The organism is Chryseobacterium sp. BIGb0232 (assembly GCF_024810195.1).
GTDB lineage: Bacteria > Bacteroidota > Bacteroidia > Flavobacteriales > Weeksellaceae > Chryseobacterium > Chryseobacterium pennae.
In genome coordinates, this window is sequence record NZ_JANUEH010000002.1 from 474,439 (window position 1) to 495,991 (window position 21,553).

The following is a 21,553-nucleotide window of genomic DNA, read 5'->3' on the forward strand; positions in this document are numbered from 1 at the left end:
ATAAAAGTATAAAATATTTAAATATATTTCATAAAATATTTTAAAATAATAAAAACTAAACCTTAAATATTACTTATTTTTAAATAAAATTAAACAATTATTTAATTTTAACACTTATTTACCAAAAACGCACAAAACAACACAAAAATCTAATTATCAATAATTTAACCCTACCCGCATTCCCTCTAATCTAAAATAAAATTCTTCTTCCAATTCAAATAATATTGGCTATTTAATTCGTACAAATAAAAAAAGTGGCCAAAAGCCACTTTTAAAAAACATATCTATTTCTTTTTTTTAATTCAGGTAGAACTCATACTTATTGAGCAATTGTATTTCCTTGATAAGATCTCCATTCAGGTCTACTGAATGCTTCATAGACTGTACTTCAATATGGGAATCATCATCAATATTTTTGATAAAGAACTTCAGTTTCTGATTCCCTTTATTCCGATCCAAAACCGTTCTGAAGAAATCCAGATCCTCATGTCTTACATCCATCACATCCATTACCAGAGAGATACTCTTGGCGAATCTTTCAAATGCTTCCTGAAGTTCGATCACATCATTTACATTCACAAAGACTCTTCCATCTTTTACCTGCGCGAATTTTATTTTAAAAATAACAAACCTCTGAACTTCAAGCTTCTCCTTCAACCTCATATAATCTCTGTCTCCCAATCTGAAAGAGTAAGAACCGGAATAGTCTTCCAGTGTCACAAAAGCTACTTTTTCACCACTTCTGAAACCATCCTGAACTCTGTATTCTGTGATAAGACCTGCAACGGTATACTCTTTTCCACCGCCGCCATTTTCTCTTTCTTTCTGAAGGGTTTTCCAGTCTTTCTTTTTTTCTTCAAACAATTCGTCCTGCTTATTAGCAAAAGCCTGTTCTTTGTAAGCGTCTACTTCATCAAGATTTAAGAATAGGAAATTTCCTTTAGGTTCTGCTTTTTTAGTAGTTTCTTCTATTACTTCTTCATCCCCAACAGATAATTCGTCAGAAACAATCTCGACAAGATCAGTGGTTTCATCCGGCGTGTCCTGCTCCAGAACAGGTGCCTCATCTGTGGTTACTTTTTCTTCCTCTTCTTTTTCCAACACCGACTTTTTAGAAAGTCTTCCCTGCATAAACTGGAACTGATATTTAAATTCATCCAGCGGATGGGCAGAAAGGTAGAATCCAATAGTTTCCTTTTCTTTATTCAGCTTATGCATATTCGGCCACTCAGGACAAGGAGGTAGTTTTGGCTGTTCAATCTGAACCTCATCTGCAAAATCTGCAAACAGAGAAAACTCCATCTCGTTTTTACTTTCCTGAAAGCTTTGCCCATATCTGATGAGCCTTTCTAGATTGGTTCTTCCCGCCATATCAATATCAAAGTACTGACCTCTATGGAAAACATCCAATTCATCAAAAGCTCCGGCAACTACTAAACTTTCCGCTACTCTTTTATTCATATGAGAAGGCAGTATTCTTTCAAAAAAGTCATAGATATTTTTGAACCTGCCATTTTCTCTTTCCCTTGTAATCGCCTCACTCGGCCCTTCTCCGATTCCCTTGATCGCTCCCAGGCCAAAACGGATCTGACCTTTTTCGTTTACAGAGAATTTGTATTGGGATTCATTCACATCAGGTCCCAAAACATCAACACCCATACTCTTACAATCCTCCATAAACATGGTAATAGAATCTGTATTGTTAATGTTATTACTCATCACACTTGCCATATATTCTGCAGGATAGTTTGCTTTTAAATAGGCTGTTTGATAAGCAATAAAAGCATAGCACGTTGAGTGAGACTTGTTGAAGGCATATTCTGCGAAGGCTTTCCAGTCATTCCAGATTTTTTCCAGCCTTTCTTCATTAAGATTGTTCTTTCTTCCTCCTTCAATGAACTTAGGGTACATTTTATTAAGAACGTCAATCTGCTTCTTACCCATCGCCTTTCTCAGCGTATCAGCCTCACCCTTTGTAAAGTTGGCCAACTTCTGTGAAAGAAGCATTACCTGTTCCTGATAAACCGTAATTCCGTAAGTTTCTTTTAAATATTCTTCTGTTTCCGGTAAGTCATATACGATCTCTTCAACACCGTGCTTTCTATTAATAAAGTTCGGGATATATTTAATTGGCCCCGGACGGTAAAGAGCGTTCATGGCAATAAGATCGGCAAAAACCGTTGGTTTAAGCTCTCTCATGTATTTTTGCATCCCGGGACTTTCATATTGGAAGATCCCAACAGTTCTTCCTTCTTTAAATAACTGATATGTTTTAGTATCATCCAACGGAATAAGATCCGGGTCAATATCCAATCCATATCTGGCTTTTACCAGTTTTAAGGCATCTTTAATGATCGTCAATGTTCTAAGTCCCAGGAAGTCCATTTTCAGAAGTCCGGCACTTTCAGCCACCGAGTTATCAAACTGTGACACTAAAATATCCGCATCTTTAGCTGCAATAGTCACCGGAACCAGATTACTTACATCTTCCGGAGTAATAATTACACCACAGGCATGAATACCGGTATTCCTGATACATCCTTCCATCTTTTTAGCACTTGCCAGTACTCCATGACGTGAATCATCAGGGCTTTCCAGAACATATCTCATTTCGTCAACGAGCATCTGTTCTTCCGGTTTCAGCTTATCATATTTTGCCAATGCTTTCGCAATGTTCATCCCTGGTGTAGAAGGGATAAGCTTAGCAATATTATTCGTATCAGGAATAGGAACATCCAATACCCTTCCGGCATCTTTAATCGCAGATTTCCCTCCCAAAACAGAGTACGTAATAATCTGTGCTACCTGATTTTTACCATATTTTTCAACTACCCATTTAATGATTTTATCACGTCCCTCATCATCAAAGTCAATATCAATATCTGGCATGGAAACCCTTTCCGGATTCAAAAATCGCTCAAAAAGGAGATCATATTTAATAGGATCCACATTGGTAATGCCTGTACAATAGGCTACGGCAGAACCTGCAGCAGAACCACGACCGGGACCAACCCAAACCCCCATTTTTCTTGCTTCATTACAAAAATCCTGCACAATCAGGAAGTAACCGGGATATCCCGTATTAGCAACAACTTCCAGCTCAAAATCTAATCGTTCTTTGATTTCGTCTGTGATTCCTGTATCAGAATATCTTTTTTTAGCCCCTTCATATGTAAGGTGGGTCAAATAGGCCATTTCGCCACGTTTGCCTCCATCAATATCATCTTCAGCATGAATAAACTCTTCAGGAATATCAAATTTTGGAAGGAGAACATCTCTTTTTAAGGTATAAGGCTTAAATTTTGCAAAAAATTCTTCATACGCTTCAAAGGCATCAGGATAAGCAAGGAAAGACGCTTTAATTTCATCAGAGCTTTTCATAAAATACTCTCCGGTAGCAAGTCCTCTTCTCTTCCCAAAACCTTTTCCGATAGGAGTTGTCAGTTTCTCTCCATCTTTGATACAGCTTACAATATCCTGAATATTGGCATCATCTTTATTGGTATAGAATGTTTCGTTCTGTGCTAAAATTTTAACACTATATTTATCTGCCAGGTACAATAAAACTTCGTTTAAGTGCTCTTCTTCCGGCAGATTATGGTTTTGAAGCTGAACATAAAAATCATCTCCAAAAGTATCACTCCACCATTTGAAAAGCTCCTCCCCTTTCTGTTCACCGGTATTTAAGATCGCATCAGGAATATCTCCCATAATTCCGGAAGTAAGTGCAATGATTCCTTCTTTATACTCAGCAATCAATTCACGGCTGATCCTCGGAACTCCGAAATAAAATCCTTTAAGAAAACCGATACTGGAAAGTTTGGCCAGGTTTTTATACCCGTTAAAATCTTTTGCCAAAAGCACTACCTGCGTTCTCCTGTCCGGATCATCTTTGGTAAACTGCTTTTGCTCATAGCGTTCTGAAATATAAAATTCACATCCGACAACAGGAATCAATGGTTCAGAAACTGGTTCTGATTCATTAAATTCAGTTCCGTTTTCTTCTGCTTCCTGTTTTTTGGCCAGATATTCTTTATGTTTTTTGGCCCTGTCTCCATTAGCTCCTTCTACAGCAGAAACAAACTTGAAAGCCCCCATCATATTTCCAAGATCCACCATCCCGACAGCCGGGAAGTTTTCATCGGAAGCTTTTTTAATCAGGTCATTAATGCTGGTAGTAGCCGTAAGGGTAGAAAAAACACTGTGATTATCAAAATTGAAATATTTTCCTAAATCAATTTCATCAATACTTCCGAAATCCTGTTGTTTCTTCTTATTGTGAAAATCTGCAACCTGTCTTCTGATAACAATATTAAAAGGCTTGATCGGATCAGGATAAAGACTCTTAAAATACGCTAACTGATCTTCTGAAATCTTTAATGTTTCAGCAGGAACCACCCCAATTCTTATCATTTCAAAGAAGGCTCTGGCTGTAGCATTTACATCGGCAGCAGCATTATGGGCCTCATCGAATTTATTCCCGTAAAGCTTCTCATAAAGCTCTTCAAGTTTCGGGGATTTGTATCTTCCTCCACGACCTCCGCCCAACTGACAGAAATCGGTTCCCAGAATCATTGTATCCGCTCTGGGCTTCTCCTGAAGATTGTCTTTTATATTTTTTCTATAAAATTCTGCTCCTACAATATTATAATCAAATTCAACATTGTGCCCGGAAACCACTCTTACTCTTTCAAGTACCTTGGAAAATTCTTCTAAGATCTCCTGCAGATCACGTCCTTCTTCATTAGCAATCTTCGTTGTAATTCCATGAATTCTTGCTGCATTAAAGGGAATATCATACCCTTCAGGCTTGATTATATAATCCTGATTTTCAATTAAATTACCATCATCATCATGCACCTGCCATGCGATCTGTACCATTCTTGGCCAGTTATCTGAATCTGAAAGCGGAGCATTGAAATTTTTTGGTAAACCTGTTGTTTCTGTGTCAAAAATTAAATACATATAATTTTCTAACTTTTTTATAAAAAAGAGAATGTAAAGTTACTTCATTTTTTCGAATTATTGGTTTCAAAAACTGGTTAAGAAGTAATTGTTCTGGCCGTAAGAAATCAAAAAAGAATACCGATTTTCAACATGATCCCTCACTGTTTTTCAGTCAAGATCATTAGTTTCAAGTCATTTCATTAAAAACACTCACTAGTTCAGCTTCATTTGAACCATTTTCTCTCTCAATTTAAATGAAAATAAAACTATTAAAAATGAAAATAATTTAACATTTTAAACCAATAAACAATTAAAATTCAACAAATAACACCAAAACTCAAATTAAAAGCCAAAAAAAAAGGAAAACAAATACAACATTTATATATTTGAAAAACACAACAACCTTTAAACATCTATCAAATATTATGAAGAAAATCTTTATTTCGATCAGTACTTTGGTTATTTCTTTAACAAGTGCACAAAACAAAAATGAAACTCTGAAAAGAGAATTTGAAAAATTAAGAACAGAGGATATCCAAAAACTGGATACCTATATAGCTAAGAAATATAGCTCAAACAGAAATTCGGAAGCTTTAAAAGAAATCGATGAGTTCAAAGCCAGCCTTGCAGGTTTTACGAATGGCAATCAGCCTTATTTTTATAAAGTTCACGATATGGACCAAATTAAAAACTCCAATTCAGACTATTTACAGGGAGGCAATATTACGGGGCTAACAGGATCTTTTAATGGTGAAAACATTAAGTTTACCATATTTGATGGAAGCACTGTGTCTAGTACTGCAAGAGTATATGCTGATCATGTTCTTTTCAACAATGCTCCTGGCAGAATTACCAATAAAGAAAGCAGCAGTCTTAATTATGGCAACCATGCTACATCTGTAGCCAGTTTTATTGGTGCAAGAGACTTTTCTTACACCTTTACTCCCAGTGGAAGACAAGTCAATTTTAAAGGCATTGCTCCTAACTGTACAATAGATGCGTACTCTTTCGGAAGCTCTATATTACAGGGAGAAACAACATCAAAAAACGTATTTCAAAAGATCTTAACTGCAGAACCTAACATCTCTAATCACTCTTATGGTATCAGTGCCGGCTGGGATCTTATAACAGTCAACAATCTCAATGCTTGGGGATGGAATGGAAGCTTTACTCCTTCAACTACAACATATGACATGCAGGGGTCTTATATTGTAAATGATAAGTTTTATGACTTACTTGTTTATAGTGATCCTTCTTATATAATTGTTAAATCTGCTGGAAATTCCTTCAATATGGGAAACAATGCTTATTCAACACAAACAACTAATTTTAAAAAATATTATAAAAATGCTGCTGGCAGCTGGGTAGAATTTGCCACTACAGACACTCTTCCTCCTGTTAACTGTCTTCAAGGATACGACTGTATATCTCCCGGATCTGTAGCTAAAAATATCATTTCTGTTGCTGCTGCAGATAGAATAACAGCCAATGACGGAAGATATTCCGTGGCTGCGAATGTTATTCACTCTAATTACAGCAGTGCAGGGCCTAGAGATGACGGTGGAATCAAACCAGATATTACAGCAGTTGGAACAGACGTGGCGAGCGCTACCACTCAAAATAATTCAACAGGAAACAGCGGTGTGGAAATCGGCAGCGGAACCTCTTATTCTGCCCCTATTGTTACAGGAATTATTGGGCTTTGGACTCAGATTAATAAACAGTTATTTTCTGGAGCCTTATTAAATGCAGCATCTGCAAAAACGTTAATGATTCATTCTGCCTTGGAAGCAGGTAACGCTGCTGGACCTGATGCTCAATTTGGCTGGGGCTTTATTAATGCAAAAAAAGGAGCAGAACTTCTTGTAGGAAAATCCAATAACACAATTATTTTCAATAATGAAACATTGAACAGCGGAACTCCTAACAAAAAAACAGTTATTGCTTCCGGAAATGAACCACTAAAAGTCACTATTTCATGGGTGGACCCTGAGTATCCGGGTGTTGACAACAATACATCTTTACAAAACTTACATAACAATAGAAGTTCCAAGTTAATAAATGATTTGGATGTAAGAATTATTGATGTTACAGACAACACCATCTACCTTCCATGGAGACTTGATTACAACAGTCCAATGACAGCATTAAAAGGAGATAACATCGTAGATAATGTTGAACAGGTAATAGTAGATACTCCTGTAGCAGGAAGAATTTACAGAATTGAAATTACCAATAAAGGCACTCTTAAAAACAATAATAATGAAAACGCTCCTCAAAATTACTCTATTGTTGTAACCGGATATAACGAAGTATTAACATTAGGAGCCCGAGGGTCTAAAGCGGGGATTTTAAGTGGTCTTGCTGTAGCTCCTTCCGTTACAAAAGACATAATAAACATCCTTAAAGCTCCTAAAAAATCTACTTTTACAATTTACGATTTGTCTGGTAAAAAGCTGCATAACGGCACGATCAGCAGTGACAAGGAAGTAGTTGATTTATCGGATTATACAAAAGGAATTTACATCATAGAAGTAAAAACAGGAAATGACGTTATTTCTAAAAAAATAATTAAAGAATAATCATCAAATTTATATTTTTTTTGCAAAATACTAACAGTTGTTAGTATTTTGTTTTTTTTATATATATTTGCTTCCTATGGAAAATACACTTCACGAAAAAGTTTCTCAGGATATTTTACTTAAAGCGTACAATCATATGATGCTTGCTAAAGCAATGGCTGACATTTATGAAGAAAACAGAAACATCTGTAAATACGTTCACAGTACTTCAAGAGGCCACGAAGCCATACAGTTAGCAACAGCCTATCAATTAAAAAAAGAAGACTGGATTTCTCCTTATTACAGAGACGAAAGTATCCTTTTGGGAATAGGTTTTGAACCTTACCAACTCATGCTTCAATTACTGGCTAAAGCTGATGATCCTTTTTCAGGAGGTAGATCCTATTATTCTCACCCTTCAAGCAGGGATGAAAACAAACCCAAAATCATTCACCAAAGTTCTGCAACAGGAATGCAGACCATTCCTACAACAGGGGTTGCCCAGGGAATAAAATACATTCAGGACTTCAATCTCCAGCAGTTTGAAAACAACCCTGTCGTAATCTGTAGCCTTGGTGACAATTCTGTAACAGAAGGGGAAGTGAGTGAAGCATTACAATTTGCAGCACTGCACCAGCTTCCTATTATCTTCCTTGTTCAGGATAACGAATGGGGAATTTCTGTAACCAAAGATGAAGCAAGAACCTGTGATGCTTATGATTTTGTATCTGGATTTACAGGATTAAGCAGAATGAGGGTTGACGGCACTGATTTCATAGAAAGTTTTGAGGCTATGAAAAAGGCTGTAGATTTTGTAAGAACAGAAAGAAAACCTCTGGTTGTCTGTGCAAAAACAGTATTGATCGGGCATCATACTTCAGGAGTTAGAAGAGAATTTTATAGAGATGAAGAAGATTTAACGAAACATAGAGCTAAAGATCCGGGAGAAATCCTTAGAAAACAATTACTGGAAGCAGGTGCAGATGAAGATCTTTTAAAACAGATTACCAAAAAAGCGCGTCTTGAAGCAGAAGAAGCTTTTGAAAAAGCTAAAAATGCTGAAGATCCAAAGCCTGAAACCGTAATGCAGCACATATTTGCTCCTACTCCAATTACAGAGGAAACGGGCACACGTGAACCTGCCAACGGGGAAAAGATTGTCATGGTAGATGCTGCCATCCACGCAATACAGGAATTGATGTGGAAGCACCCTGAGGCTCTTCTTTATGGCCAGGATGTAGGAGAAAGAATTGGTGGAGTTTTCCGTGAAACAGTAACCCTTGGGAAAAAGTTTGGCAGCAAAAGAGTTTTCAATACAGCCATTCAGGAAGCATATATCATTGGTTCTACAACAGGAATGAGCGCTGTAGGCCTGAAACCAATTGTTGAAGTTCAGTTTGCCGATTATATTTATCCCGGGATCAACCAATTAATTACAGAAATTTCAAAATCAAGTTATTTAAGTGGCGGAAAATTCCCGGTAAGCAATATCATCCGTGTTCCTATTGGTGCTTACGGCGGTGGCGGTCCTTACCATAGTGGAAGTGTTGAAAGTATTCTGGCCAATATTAAAGGAATCAAAATAGCTTATCCAAGTAACGCAGCGGATTTCAAAGGATTGCTAAAAGCAGCTTACTATGACCCAAACCCAGTAGTAATGCTTGAGCATAAAGGATTGTACTGGAGCAAAGTTCCGGGAACTGAGGATGCCAAAACCATTGAACCTGCTGAAGATTACGTTTTACCATTCGGAAAAGGCAAAATCATCATAGAAGCTGATAAGAATGAAGCAGAAAAAGGCAGAACCTTAGTTGTTGTGACTTACGGAATGGGAGTCTACTGGGCTAAAGAGGCTGTAAAGAACTTCAACGGAAAAGTGGAAGTGATTGATTTAAGAACTTTAATTCCTTTGGATGAAGAACTTGTTTTTGAAAGGGTAAAAGCTCACGGAAAATGTATCGTTCTTACGGAAGAACAGCTTAACAACTCTTTTGCAGAAGCATTTGCACACAGAATTTCTAAGAATTGCTTTAAATATCTTGATGCTCCGGTAGAAACAATGGGCTCTTTAGATACTCCGGCTGTTCCTATTAATCTGGTTCTCGAAAAAGAAATGCTTCCTAACGCTGAAAAGCTTTCCAGGAAGATCGAAGAAATGCTACAATATTAAATTGATATAAAATAAGGCCTCTAAGAAAATTAGAGGTTTTTTTATGCATTTTTTTCATTACTTTTATTTAAGATTATCAAACTCAACCTGAGAACATTATACCTAAACGAAAAACTGAAATTAGATTTATAACAGGCACTTTCCCATAAACTCTTACAAAGTTTGGTACTTATTTTGTCTGTACACGCAAAACACATTCTTCTTTATGATCACAACCAAATACGTCAACTATAAACAGGTTCTCAATCTATCCGGTGTACATCTTCTTTTAATATCAATATGGTGTACTTTGATTGCTGTTCTGTTTTATTTCTTCAACTGGCACTGGATGACCATTCCATGGGTTCCTGTCGCCCTTATTGGTACAGCAGAAGCATTCTTAGTAGGTTTCAAAAACAACCAGGCATATGACAGACTTTGGGAAGCCAGAAAAATATGGGGTGGAATTGTGAACTCAAGCCGTTCATTCGCTTCAATGGTACAGGCTTTTGATACAAAAAATGAAGAAATAGGTATTTTTGATCTTGAAGACAGAAAAAAGAAGATCATCTACCGTCATATTGCATGGTTATATACTTTCCGTGAACAACTTTTAGTCCCCACAGAATGGGAACATATCAGTTCTGAAAACAATAAATTCGGGAACATTAACCTGAGAAGGAACAGACTGATTAAAGCGGGCTTTCCGGATTATGGAAGAGCTCCTATTTTCTTACATAAATATCTCTCAGAAGAAGAATATGAACTGAAAAGTGATTATAAAAATTTTGCCACTTATTTAGTTTCTCAACAGGCAAAAGATATTAATGAGCTTAAAAACATGAATGCTATCACAGATTTCAATCAAACACAGCTACAGAACTGCCTGAATGAATTCTATAACTTTCAGGGACAAGCGGAAAGAATTAAAAAATTCCCTTCTCCAAGACAGTTTGCCAGCACAGCTTTTGTTTTTAATATTCTTTTTATCACCCTTCTTCCCCTGGGACTGGTGAATGAATTTGCCAAACTGGGAGACTGGGGAATCTGGACTTCTATCCCTTTCTGTATTATCATCGGATGGATCTATATTATCATGGAACTTGTGGGCGACTATTCCGAAAACCCTTTTGCTGGATTAATGTTTGATGTTCCAATGCTTTCCATCTGCCGGACTATTGAAATCGATCTTTTACAAATGACAGGTGAAACAGATCTTCCGGATCCTATTGCTTCTAAAAACGGAGTTCTTGTTTAGCATGAGTAATCACTGACGAGTAATGCCGGAAACGGTAGTCAATTTAACGGTTTTAACACCTAATTATTTCTTTATAAAGCAATTGCCGTTGTATTTTTCACTTCGGAAATCATAAATGAACTGTGCGTGCTTGCGATGTGCTGAAGCGTCGTAAGCTTTGTGAGCATAAAATTCCGATAATCTTCAATATTCCTCACTCCTATTTTAAGAATATAATCATAATCTCCACTTACATGGAAGCATTCTGTAACTTCCTGGAGATTCATCACTTCTCTTTCAAACTGCAGAACAAATTCTTTCTTGTGCTGTGTTAATTTCACATGGCACAAAACGATAAACTCCCGGTTGATCTTTTTCCTGTCCAATAATGCCACATATTTGGAAATAACACCTGCATTTTCAAGCTTTTTTATCCGCTCATAAACAGCAGTAACTGACAATCCCAGCTTACTGGCAAGCTCTTTGGTGGTTTGCTTACAGTCTTCCTGCAAAAACAGAAGCAGTTTTCTATCTGTATCATCAAGTTCCATAGATAATTTTTTGGTGAAAATTTAATATTTCCGAAGATAGCAATTATATTTTCTAAATAAACAACATTTTCCAGTTTTATATTCTATAAATTTAAATTTATGTTGTAATAATTAGGAAAATAATGCAAATTAGGCCAGTAAAATAAAAACAATGCTTATGGAAAACTTTAACGCAGCCAACGAGATCCAGGATCTTCAGTATTTTGGCGAATTCGGAGGAGTAAATCCTTCTATTTCTGACAGCTCCACCTATACTTTCCTTTCTGCAAAGACCATGTTTGATACATTTGAAGGGAATGCTGAAGGATGTTACCTGTACTCCAGACATTCATCACCTATGAACCTTTATCTGGCACAGGCTTTAGCAAAAATGGAGAATACGGAATCTGCCAACGTTACAGCATCCGGAATGGGAGCCATTACCTCTGTTTTGATGCAGGTATGCAAAAGTGGAGACCATATCATTTCAAGCAGAACCATTTATGGAGGAACCTACGCTTTCCTTAAAAACTTTTTACCTCAATTCAATGTAGCAACCACTTTTGTAGACATCAACAATTTTGAGTCTATTGAAAATGCAATTACTGCTAACACCAAAGTAATCTACTGCGAAAGTGTAAGCAACCCGTTACTTGAAGTGGCAGATCTCAGAAAACTTTCTGAAATCTGTAAAAAACATAATTTAAAACTGATTGTAGACAATACATTTTCACCGCTTTCCATTTCACCACAGTTATTCGGGGCAGACGTTGTGATCCATAGTTTAACGAAATTCATCAATGGAAGCAGTGATACTGTAGGGGGTGTATATTGCGGAACACAGGCATTTATTGATGATACTAAAAATGTAAACTCCGGGGCATGTATGCTGCTGGGGCCTACAATGGACAGTTTAAGAGCTTCAAGTATTCTTAAAAACCTGAGAACCCTTCATATCAGAATAAAGCAACATAGCCACAACGCCCTGTATCTTGCTGAAAGTTTTGAAAAAGATGGCTTAAAAGTATCTTATCCGGGATTACCATCTCATAAGAATCATGAACTGATGAAAAGCATGATCGATGAAGAATACGGATTCGGAGGATTACTAACCCTGGATGCAGGAACTACAGAAAAAGCGAACGAACTGATGGAAATGATGCAGACCGAAAACCTTGGGTATCTGGCAGTAAGCCTAGGTTTCTACAAGACTCTTTTCTCATGCTCAGGAAAATCAACTTCATCTGAGATTCCTGAAGAAGAACGTGCTTCGATCGGTATTTCTGACGGATTGATCAGATTCTCCATCGGTTTAGACCACGACATCAAAAGAACTTATCATAAAATGAAAGAATGCATGCTGAAAGTAGGTATTCTTAACCATGAAAACATCTTCATATCCTAAATTTTATTGTACAAAAGAAGGCTGTTTCAAATGAAACAGCCTTCTTTATTTTTTGTTGTAACTAATATAGGTTCATAAATACCAAACCTCTATTTCTTATAATAATGATGCGGAAAAGCATCCTCAGGCTTCATCCTGAAGATATTGAGCAGCACCCAGGATTTCAGGAAACCATATCCGTAAGAAAACATCTGAATATAGGTGGAGATCACTGCCATTCCGGCAATGCTGATATTTTTAGTCAGTAATAAAGCATGGAAAAAGACCAGAAATGTATACAGTCCATAGAAAGCGAGAATAATGCCTCTTTCCAACACAAAATACTCCATAAATCCCATAATATATCCCAGCATAAATAAGGTAGGAAACGCAAAAGATATTTTTACATAATTCGGATGCCTCTGATTAAGAATCGGTCTTGCACAGCCAAACTGATAGACCTGCTTGGAGAACTTTCCAAAATCTACCCTCCGCTTATGGTAAACGGCAATATCATCAAAAAATGCTGTTGTAAATCCGTTTTCCCAAAGGGTCATCGATAAATCCGGATCCTCTCCTATTCTCATTTCGGAAAAACCACCTACTTTTTCAAAAACCGCCTTTTTCACTCCCATATTAAAACTTCGGGGCTGGAATTTTGAAACTGCTTTCTTACTTCCCCTGATTCCTCCAGTGGTAAAAACAGAGGTCATAGAATATGAAATCGCTTTCTGCATTAGATTAAAGCCTTTATGAGCCTTATCTGCTCCTCCGAATGCATCACAGGGAACCGTTTGAATATCTTTTTTAATATGTTCAATATAATCCTTTTCAACAATCACATCACTGTCTACAAATACCAGCCATTCATTTGTTGCTCTTTTTGCCCCGTAATTTCTTGTCAGTCCCGGACCTGAATTATCTTTTCTGAAATATTTAATATCCAGAACCTCTTCAAAATTCTTTAGGGTAGGTTTCAGATCGATGATTGAACCATCATCCACGATAATAATTTCAAACGCTTTATCAGTCTGTTGGGTCAAAGAAGTCAGCAACTCGAAAAGTTCATCTTTTCGGTTGTAAATGGCAACAATAATGGAAATACTAGGTTTCAAATTGAAAATTTTTCAAAATTACTTATTCGCAGAACAACCTACAAACAGTTTAACAGCTTATTCAAATAAATTTACTTTCAATCAATTGTAAGTAATAAAAATATTAAATCTTCAAATCCATAATAAAATAAAACAGGCTGCACTTTCTAGAGATACAGTCTGTTTTTAGATTTTAATTAAACTGAAATAAATCTATTGCAGTTATTTTTTCTGTGAAATATCAGGATCTTTTAGCTCTTTCTTTTGAGATATTATATTATGATTTAAAGCCTTTCTTTTAGGTTTTGAATGTGATGATTTTGATCCGGAGCTAAACAGACCAAATGCATCCAAAACAACATCAAGTATCTCTAAAATATTCCAAGACATATTTAAATTTAAGATTTATCCTCTAATTTATGTACTTTCTTCGTTCCTTCATACATTTCGTACTGTAAAAATCTCGTTTCCAGCTTTCCGTTGAACAGTTTGATCTTTCTTGAAGGGCGCAATCCGATTTTCTTCACAGCCTCAAGATCAGATGAAATCAGCCATGCAAGAGTATTCGGATAATTAGTTTTAAAAGTATCTCCTATCTTTTTGTAGAAATCATCGTCATTAATCGAAATTCTCTCATCATAAGGAGGGTTGAATACCATCAATAATGGAAAAAGTTCTTTTTTAGAATCAAAGAAATTCTGCTTCTTGATTTCAATTACATCTTCCATTTCTGCGGCTTCCACATTCATTCTGGCAGCGTTCAGCATTCTTGCATCAATATCATACCCTACAATCTTCCCATCAAACTGTCTCACTCTGTTGACTCTGAATTCTTTAATTTTGGAAAACAGGTCAGCATCATAGTTTTTCCAGTTCTGGAACCCGAATCTTTTTCTGAAAATCTGAGCCGGAAGATCCATGGCAATCATCGCTGCTTCAATCAGCAATGTTCCTGAACCACACATCGGGTCAAGAAAATTTCCTTTTCCGTCCCAACCTGCAAGCTGCAGCATTCCACTAGCCAGAACCTCATTAATTGGAGCTTCCCCCTGCTCTCTTCTGTATCCTCTCTTAAATAAAGCATCCCCGGAAGAATCCATAGAAATCATAACCAGTTCTCTATCAATATGAAGATGGAATTTAATATCCGGATCTCGAGTCTCTACATTCGGACGTCTTTTAAATTTATCCTGAAAATAATCTACAATGGCATCCTTCATTTTTAAAGTCACAAACTGAGAATGTTTGAAAGTTTCAGAATTTACCGTTGCATCAATCGAGAAAGACTGATCAACATCCATAAATTCTGCCCAATCAAATTTGAACAGTCTGTCATAAAACTGGTGCTGATTAAAAGCTTTAAACTCATGAATCGGCACTAAAATTTTTAATGCTGTTCTTGCAGAATAATTGATCTTATAAAGAAAACCAAGATCTCCTTCACAATTCACGGCTCTGTTTTTAATTTCAACCTTTCTTCCTCCTAATTTCTTGATCTCTTCAGCAAGAATTGGCTCCAGTCCGAAGAATGTTTTAATCTGTATTGGTAGATTTTCTATGTCCATAATTTTGAATTAAAAGTTCTAAAGCACTCATATTTAAAATATTAACCGTTCAAAATACTAAGTAATTGAATTTCTCAATCTTTCTATGTTATAAAATACTTTGCTTTTAAGACCACAAATTTAGTTATTTTTGCATTATGGAATGGTTTGAATCTTGGTTTGATACCCCTTATTATCATTTATTATATAGCAACAGAGACTATACTGAAGCCGAAAACTTCATCACAAAACTTACTACGGATCTACAGCTTCCGCCTCAATCCAAGATCATTGATCTTGCCTGTGGAAAAGGAAGACACTCAGTTTTCCTCAACAAATTGGGGTATGATGTTTTAGGCCTGGATCTTTCAAGACAAAGTATTGAAGCCGATAAACAGTATGAAAATCAAACCCTGATCTTCCAGGTTCATGATATGCGAAATCCAATTGATGCAGATCCTATGGATGCTGTTTTCAATCTGTTTACAAGTTTTGGTTATTTCGACAATGAGAATGATGATAAAAAAGTTTTCCAGTCGGTATATAATGCTTTAAAACCGGAAGGATATTTCGTTTTGGATTATCTGAATGAAGAATATGTAAGAAATACAATGGTGCCTGAAACAATAATTACCCGTGGGGATATTGATTTTAAAATTTTGAAAAAAATTGAAGGCCGACACATTATTAAAGACATCCGCTTTGAAACAGAAGGACAATCTTTTCATTTTTTTGAAAAAGTAAAGCTTCATACGTTGGAAGCCATCCATGCTTATGCTTCGGAATGCGGTTTTGAAAGAGTAAAAATCTGGGGAGATTACCAGTTGAATGAATTTGATAAGGAGAATTCCCCGCGTTGTATCAATTTATTTAAGAAAAAATAGATTCAAATAGATTCAAGGATGATTGCTAATATTATATTTTTATTAGGGACCGCGTTTTCAATTTATTATGGAATTAAATTCGGATATACCCATAGCCATACTCCTCCTCTTCCATTTGTCATTTCCAGTTTGCTTATCATTCTTGGAGTGCTTTTATTTTTTTTTAGAAAAATAATTTTTAAAGAAAAAATTAATGATACGATACATCTCGTGATAATAGGTGTGAATCTAATTATTGTTTTATTTTGTCTCTTACCCACTTCTATGTAATATGACTTTTATTTTACTTATATTAAGCGTCATTACCGGAGTTTTACTTGGTAAATACTTTGGTAAAAAAGAAAAGCTGGCTAAAAACCTGCTGGTATTAAGTGCTGGTTTCCTGATTACCATCTGTCTGAACGAAGTTTTCCCTCAGGTGTATACTTCCTCAGAAGGCAGCAATCTGGGAATATTTGTCATTGCGGGAGTTCTTCTGCAAATGATCCTGGAAGCACTTACCAAGGGCTTTGAGCATGGGCATTTTCATCATCACGGTGAACACAATATTCTTCCAGTAGCATTAATGGTAGGACTATTTATCCATGCCTTTATTGAGGGAATTCCGTTGGCCAATGAAGAGCATGAACTGTCTCCTTATCTCTTAGGAATCGTATTTCATAATCTTCCGATTTCATTTATTCTGGGAGCGTTTTTATTTAACAGAAAAGGAGAATCGAAAAGTTCGTCCTCTTATCCATCACTGCTGATTGTAGCTCTGTTTGCACTGGCATCACCTATGGGAATGTTATTGGGAAATTATTTTAATCCTAACCTTCAGCCTTATTTCCTTGCTATTGTAGGCGGAATCTTCCTTCACATTTCATCGGTGATTATTTTTGAAAGTAATAAGAACCATAATATTGACTGGGTTAAAATAGGACTTGTCGTATTAGGAGTTTCTCTTGCTTTATTTATGCATCTTTTCCATCATCATTAAAATTTATTTTTTAAGCATAAAAAAGCTCTGAATTTTACAATTCAGAGCTTTTATTTTTATTTCATTACACGAAACGGAAATTAGAATTTCCAGCCAACGGTAATGAAGAAATTATTTCTGTTATTTTTAACTTCACTTACTGCATAAGCATCATTTTCAAAAACAGTCACTTTGTTGCTATTATCAACAGAATAGTAAGCCGTATCAAAATTATCACTACGGAATCCTCTCATAAACGGATTACTGTACTTAGAGCTTATGTTCTGATAAGAAGCGTCAATATAGAATGATTTGAAATCATATCCGATACCGAATGAAACCAAATTTCTATCGCTCAGCATAAGATTACTATAAGATTGATCTCCTACATTACCAGCACTGTCAAATCTTGGAATCGTAAGTGCTTCAAGAGGATTGGATAAATAAGAATACCCTCCTCTTAATCTCAACTGCTGTACTCTATATTCTGCCCCTACTCTTACTTCTGACATATTCTTGTAATTCTCTTTAAAGAAAGAATTCAGTTCACTTTCTATCCCAGAATATACTTTATAATCAGGTTTTGTAAGACCTAGGGTATAATCTACGTTCAATGAAAAGTTTTTACTGGCTACAAATGCTGCACTCACTGTTGCTTTAAGTGGAGAAGTGAATTTTCTGTTTTCAGTTCCTATACCATTTCCATACGTAGGATTATCATAGAAACTAAATTCACGGTCTATATTCCAAAACGTGGGTGTTTCAAGAGATGCTCCTAATCTGAAATTAGGGCTTAATTTTCCTATTACCCCTACTGAAGCAGAGAAACCGGAAGATCGCTCCCAATAAGGAGAATCCTGCTTATCAAAATACCTTACTGAATTATTGTCAAGTGAATTGAATGCAGCAATATCTCCCTGATCAACTGTTGCATTGAAAAAGTTCAACCCTGCTCCTATATAGAAACTATGATTATAATTTGCCCCTACACCAAAACTCATTTTTGATAAATTACCAAATCTTGAGTATTGATGACCTCCTAATGAATAACTAGATTTGTCAGCAAAATCTGCAATCATATTATTGTTGCCCGGAGATTGTACCACATTATCAAGAGATTGGTTTGAAAAATTAACCCCGATATTAATAAACTTCCATTTAGTTTCAGCCATTAAAGGAAAGGCAATAATTCCGCCTACATTTCCTAAATCCCCTCTCGTTTTACTATAATCTATTGTTTGGTTTCCTAAAGTAGCACTGTTTTTATTACCCATAATAGATAAAGTTGCAGAAATCTCTCCTGAAATAGCCACTCCTAAACCGGCAGGGTTGGTAAGCAAAGAATTTGCATCCCCCCCTAGTGCTCCGTTAGCTCCTGCCATAGCATTAAACTTGGCAGATCCCACCATAGGAGAACTTGAATAAACATCTACAGTATTTCTTATTAATGAAACATCCTGAGCCTGCGCAAAAAATGCGGCAGAAATACCCATTAATACTAAAGATTTTTTTAACATTATTTTTTTAATAGTTTTTTATGAAGTTGAATATTATCTGAATCCGCCTGATCGGGTTCCACCACCACCAGATGAACCGCCTCTAAAGCCGCCACCGCCCGATGACCCTCCGGATCTGAAACCACCACCGGAATTATTAAATCCGCCGCTGTTTCTAAAACCTCCCGAATCTCCAGATCTGAAGCCTCCATTGTTGTACCTTGGCTGTTGCTGCGGAGCAGTATTACGGAACCCTCCTGAATCTGAATTTCTGAAACCACCGGAGTTTCTGAACCCTCCATTGGAGTTTCCATTTCTAAATCCGCCAGAGTTTCCGTTTCTAAATCCACCTGAACTTTCATTTCTGAATCCGCCGGAATTAGAATTTCTAAACCCATTGGAGTCTCTGAATCCATTATTGTTTCTGGCAGTATTTGTTCTGTATACGGCATTACTCATTCCTGAGCCGCTGTTACCACTTCTCATATAAATTCTGTTATGTCCGCCCCAGTAGCCACCTCCATAACCCCAATATGGGTTACCATAGTAACCACCCCAGAAAGGATCATAATATCCACCCCAGTAAGGAGAATATCCATAACCCCAATATGGGCTTCCCCATCCGAAAGAGCCTCCCCAGCCCCAACCGAATGATCCTCCCCAACCCCATGATAGGCTTGCACCCCAGCCCCAGCCACGGTTCCAGCCCCAATATGGAGAATATCCTCCATACCAGCCTCCAGGGTATCCCCAGGAGTTGTCATAGTAATTGGTTTGAGAACCTGCATACATTCCCCAGTCAGAGTTGGTAGCATTTCCCCAATTAGGATCTACATCACTCCAATCATTATATTTATTTTGCTGTTCTCTCGAATTCGTCTGTGCATTCTGGATGACATTAGAATCCTGATAGTAGTCGTAGTAGTCTCCTACTCTGTTTCCGCCACCATTAATGATAACTCCTTCCGGCAGCGTATCCTTATTAGGGTCATAATATACCCCATCCGTCTCGCTATACCCTCCCATCTGAGCACCACAAGACATAAGCAATAATCCACCTGATATTGCTAATATCCCTTTAGATTTTAGCAGACCAAGCAAATTTTTATGTATATTTCTTTTCATGATAACGTAAAAATTTTTAATTTAAATTATATTTGCAATCTGTACCAAAAATGTACCAATACTGATTAAAAAATCTATCAAAAATAGATTTTTATTTTTAGATAACAATAATGTGCAAAAGTTAAAAAAATTTTAAAAGATAATGGCAAAATTAACCTCAAGAAGCGAAGATTATAGCAAATGGTATAATGAGCTGGTTGTAAAAGCTGACTTAGCTGAAAACTCAGGAGTACGTGGATGTATGGTAATCAAACCGTATGGCTATGCAATCTGGGAAAAAATGCGTGATGAAATGGATAAAAAGTTCAAGGAAACAGGTCACGTGAACGCATACTTCCCGCTTTTTGTGCCCAAAAGCTTATTTGAGGCTGAGGAAAAAAATGCAGAAGGTTTTGCAAAAGAATGTGCAGTGGTTACTCACTACAGATTAAAAACCGATCCTAATAATCCTTCAAAACTGATTGTAGATCCGGATGCAAAACTGGAAGAAGAACTGATTGTTCGTCCTACTTCTGAAGCAATTATCTGGAATACTTATAAAAACTGGATCCAGTCTTATAGAGATCTTCCTATCCTTATCAACCAATGGGCAAACGTTGTACGTTGGGAAATGAGAACCCGTCTGTTCCTTAGAACGGCAGAATTCTTATGGCAGGAAGGACATACCGCTCACGCTACAAAAGATGAAGCTGTAGAAGAGGCTGAGAAAATGAACAAAGTATATGCAGATTTTGCAGAAAACTTTATGGCAATGCCGGTAATTCAGGGATTAAAAACACCTTCTGAAAGATTTGCAGGTGCAGATGAAACCTATTGTATTGAAGCATTAATGCAGGATGGAAAAGCTCTTCAGGCAGGAACGTCTCACTTCTTAGGTCAGAATTTTGCAAAAGCGTTCGATGTAAAATTCACCAACAAAGAAGGAAAAATAGAACACGCATGGGCTACATCTTGGGGAACATCTACCCGTTTGATGGGAGCTTTAATTATGACGCACTCTGATGATTTCGGATTGGTACTGCCTCCTACACTGGCTCCAATTCAGGTTGTGATTGTTCCGATTTTTAAAGGTGAAGAACAATTGGCCCAGATCAGTGAAGTAGCTTTAGATATTCAGGCTAAATTAAAAGCTAAAGGTATTTCTGTGAAATTTGAGAACGATACTCAGAACAAACCGGGATGGAAATTCGCTGAATACGAATTGAAAGGTGTTCCGGTAAGAATTGCTATGGGGCCAAGAGACCTTGAAAACAATTCTGTGGAAATAGCAAGAAGAGATAACCTGACTAAAGAAGTTCGTTCTATCGAAGGTATTGATGTTTATATTGAGGAGTTATTGAAAACGATTCAGCAGGATATCTATAACAAAGCATTTGAATTCAGAAAAAATAACATCACCAAAGTAGATACTTACGAAGAATTCAAAAAAGTTCTTGAAGAAAAAGGAGGATTTATCTATGCACACTGGGATGGTACAGCTGAAGAAGAAGAGCAGATCAAGGATGAAACGAAGGCTACGATCAGATGTATTCCTCTGGATGATGACATCGAAGAAGGTATTTCTCTACTTTCCGGAAAACCTTCTAAGAGACGTGTGTTATTCGCAAAAGCGTATTAATAATTTTAACGATTTTAAAAAAAATC

Annotated in this window: 14 protein-coding genes; 7 read left to right on the plus strand and 7 right to left on the minus strand. The window is 36.6% G+C overall.

All coding sequences use genetic code 11. The annotated features are described in order from the left end of the window. Positions 1-297 precede the first annotated feature (297 nt). Positions 298-4,965, minus strand: a complete 4,668-nt coding sequence (gene dnaE, locus M2372_RS08215) for a DNA polymerase III subunit alpha (protein ID WP_123319852.1) — start codon at positions 4,963-4,965, stop codon at positions 298-300. 407 nt (positions 4,966-5,372) lie between these two features. On the opposite strand from dnaE, the gene M2372_RS08220 reads away from it, so the two are divergent. The 3 genes from M2372_RS08220 (at position 5,373) to M2372_RS08230 (ending at position 10,915) form a co-directional block, all read left to right on the plus strand. Further along, positions 5,373-7,529, plus strand: a complete 2,157-nt coding sequence (locus M2372_RS08220; protein ID WP_123319853.1) for a S8 family peptidase — start codon at positions 5,373-5,375, stop codon at positions 7,527-7,529. A gap of 76 nt (positions 7,530-7,605) precedes the next feature. Further along, positions 7,606-9,678 carry a thiamine pyrophosphate-dependent enzyme gene (locus tag M2372_RS08225; RefSeq protein ID WP_123319854.1) on the plus strand — a complete coding sequence of 691 codons (2,073 nt, stop codon included), beginning with the start codon at positions 7,606-7,608 and terminating at the stop codon, positions 9,676-9,678. Between the two features lie 205 nt (positions 9,679-9,883). Further along, on the plus strand, positions 9,884-10,915 hold the full coding sequence (locus M2372_RS08230; RefSeq protein WP_115971565.1) for a bestrophin family protein: 1,032 nt from the start codon (positions 9,884-9,886) through the stop codon (positions 10,913-10,915). Between the two features lie 71 nt (positions 10,916-10,986). Here M2372_RS08230 and M2372_RS08235 read toward each other — a convergent pair whose 3' ends face one another. Then, positions 10,987-11,445, minus strand: coding sequence for an Lrp/AsnC family transcriptional regulator (locus tag M2372_RS08235; protein ID WP_123319855.1), 459 nt, complete (start codon positions 11,443-11,445; stop codon positions 10,987-10,989). A 157-nt stretch (positions 11,446-11,602) separates the two neighbouring features. Here M2372_RS08235 and M2372_RS08240 point away from each other — a divergent pair, with 157 nt between their 5' ends. Continuing rightward, a complete protein-coding gene (locus M2372_RS08240; RefSeq protein WP_115971671.1) occupies positions 11,603-12,829 on the plus strand; it encodes an aminotransferase class I/II-fold pyridoxal phosphate-dependent enzyme in 1,227 nt (408 codons plus the stop codon). 89 nt (positions 12,830-12,918) lie between these two features. Here the strand turns inward: M2372_RS08240 and M2372_RS08245 are convergent, their stop codons facing one another. The 3 genes from M2372_RS08245 to M2372_RS08255 all read right to left on the minus strand — a co-directional run bounded on the left by M2372_RS08245 (position 12,919) and on the right by M2372_RS08255 (position 15,467). Further along, positions 12,919-13,923: a glycosyltransferase family 2 protein gene (locus tag M2372_RS08245; protein ID WP_123319856.1), complete on the minus strand. Its 1,005-nt coding sequence runs from the start codon at positions 13,921-13,923 to the stop codon at positions 12,919-12,921. 201 nt (positions 13,924-14,124) lie between these two features. Beyond that, positions 14,125-14,292: a hypothetical protein gene (locus M2372_RS08250; RefSeq protein WP_185018831.1), complete on the minus strand. Its 168-nt coding sequence runs from the start codon at positions 14,290-14,292 to the stop codon at positions 14,125-14,127. 8 nt (positions 14,293-14,300) lie between these two features. Beyond that, positions 14,301-15,467, minus strand: coding sequence for a class I SAM-dependent RNA methyltransferase (locus tag M2372_RS08255; RefSeq protein ID WP_123319857.1), 1,167 nt, complete (start codon positions 15,465-15,467; stop codon positions 14,301-14,303). 137 nt (positions 15,468-15,604) lie between these two features. Between M2372_RS08255 and M2372_RS08260 the strand changes: the two genes are divergently transcribed. Next, the gene (locus M2372_RS08260) at positions 15,605-16,330 is read left to right on the plus strand and encodes a bifunctional 2-polyprenyl-6-hydroxyphenol methylase/3-demethylubiquinol 3-O-methyltransferase UbiG (protein WP_123319858.1); all 726 of its coding nucleotides are present in this window, start codon (positions 15,605-15,607) and stop codon (positions 16,328-16,330) included. Between the two features lie 271 nt (positions 16,331-16,601). Beyond that, complete coding sequence (locus M2372_RS08265) at positions 16,602-17,309, plus strand: ZIP family metal transporter (RefSeq protein WP_123319860.1); 708 nt, start codon at positions 16,602-16,604, stop codon at positions 17,307-17,309. A gap of 80 nt (positions 17,310-17,389) precedes the next feature. Here the strand turns inward: M2372_RS08265 and M2372_RS08270 are convergent, their stop codons facing one another. Then, positions 17,390-18,805, minus strand: a complete 1,416-nt coding sequence (locus tag M2372_RS08270) for an OmpP1/FadL family transporter (RefSeq protein ID WP_123319861.1) — start codon at positions 18,803-18,805, stop codon at positions 17,390-17,392. A gap of 33 nt (positions 18,806-18,838) precedes the next feature. After that, positions 18,839-19,909, minus strand: coding sequence for a prolyl-tRNA synthetase (locus tag M2372_RS08275; protein ID WP_123319862.1), 1,071 nt, complete (start codon positions 19,907-19,909; stop codon positions 18,839-18,841). A 142-nt stretch (positions 19,910-20,051) separates the two neighbouring features. On the opposite strand from M2372_RS08275, the gene proS reads away from it, so the two are divergent. Next, a complete protein-coding gene (gene proS, locus M2372_RS08280) occupies positions 20,052-21,527 on the plus strand; it encodes a proline--tRNA ligase (protein ID WP_123319863.1) in 1,476 nt (491 codons plus the stop codon). Positions 21,528-21,553: the final 26 nt, after the last annotated feature.

What these genes read in the sequence shown, in the direction of transcription:
- M2372_RS08270 (WP_123319861.1), bottom strand. Translation starts at nt 18,805, where the DNA reads ATGTTAAAAAAATCTTTAGTATTAATGGGTATTTCTGCCGCATTTTTT.
- M2372_RS08230 (WP_115971565.1), top strand. Translation starts at nt 9,884, where the DNA reads ATGATCACAACCAAATACGTCAACTATAAACAGGTTCTCAATCTATCC.
- M2372_RS08250 (WP_185018831.1), bottom strand. Translation starts at nt 14,292, where the DNA reads ATGTCTTGGAATATTTTAGAGATACTTGATGTTGTTTTGGATGCATTT.
- proS (WP_123319863.1), top strand. Translation starts at nt 20,052, where the DNA reads ATGGCAAAATTAACCTCAAGAAGCGAAGATTATAGCAAATGGTATAAT.
- M2372_RS08275 (WP_123319862.1), bottom strand. Translation starts at nt 19,909, where the DNA reads ATGAAAAGAAATATACATAAAAATTTGCTTGGTCTGCTAAAATCTAAA.
- M2372_RS08220 (WP_123319853.1), top strand. Translation starts at nt 5,373, where the DNA reads ATGAAGAAAATCTTTATTTCGATCAGTACTTTGGTTATTTCTTTAACA.
- M2372_RS08260 (WP_123319858.1), top strand. Translation starts at nt 15,605, where the DNA reads ATGGAATGGTTTGAATCTTGGTTTGATACCCCTTATTATCATTTATTA.
- M2372_RS08255 (WP_123319857.1), bottom strand. Translation starts at nt 15,467, where the DNA reads ATGGACATAGAAAATCTACCAATACAGATTAAAACATTCTTCGGACTG.
- M2372_RS08240 (WP_115971671.1), top strand. Translation starts at nt 11,603, where the DNA reads ATGGAAAACTTTAACGCAGCCAACGAGATCCAGGATCTTCAGTATTTT.
- M2372_RS08225 (WP_123319854.1), top strand. Translation starts at nt 7,606, where the DNA reads ATGGAAAATACACTTCACGAAAAAGTTTCTCAGGATATTTTACTTAAA.
- M2372_RS08235 (WP_123319855.1), bottom strand. Translation starts at nt 11,445, where the DNA reads ATGGAACTTGATGATACAGATAGAAAACTGCTTCTGTTTTTGCAGGAA.
- M2372_RS08265 (WP_123319860.1), top strand. Translation starts at nt 16,602, where the DNA reads ATGACTTTTATTTTACTTATATTAAGCGTCATTACCGGAGTTTTACTT.
- dnaE (WP_123319852.1), bottom strand. Translation starts at nt 4,965, where the DNA reads ATGTATTTAATTTTTGACACAGAAACAACAGGTTTACCAAAAAATTTC.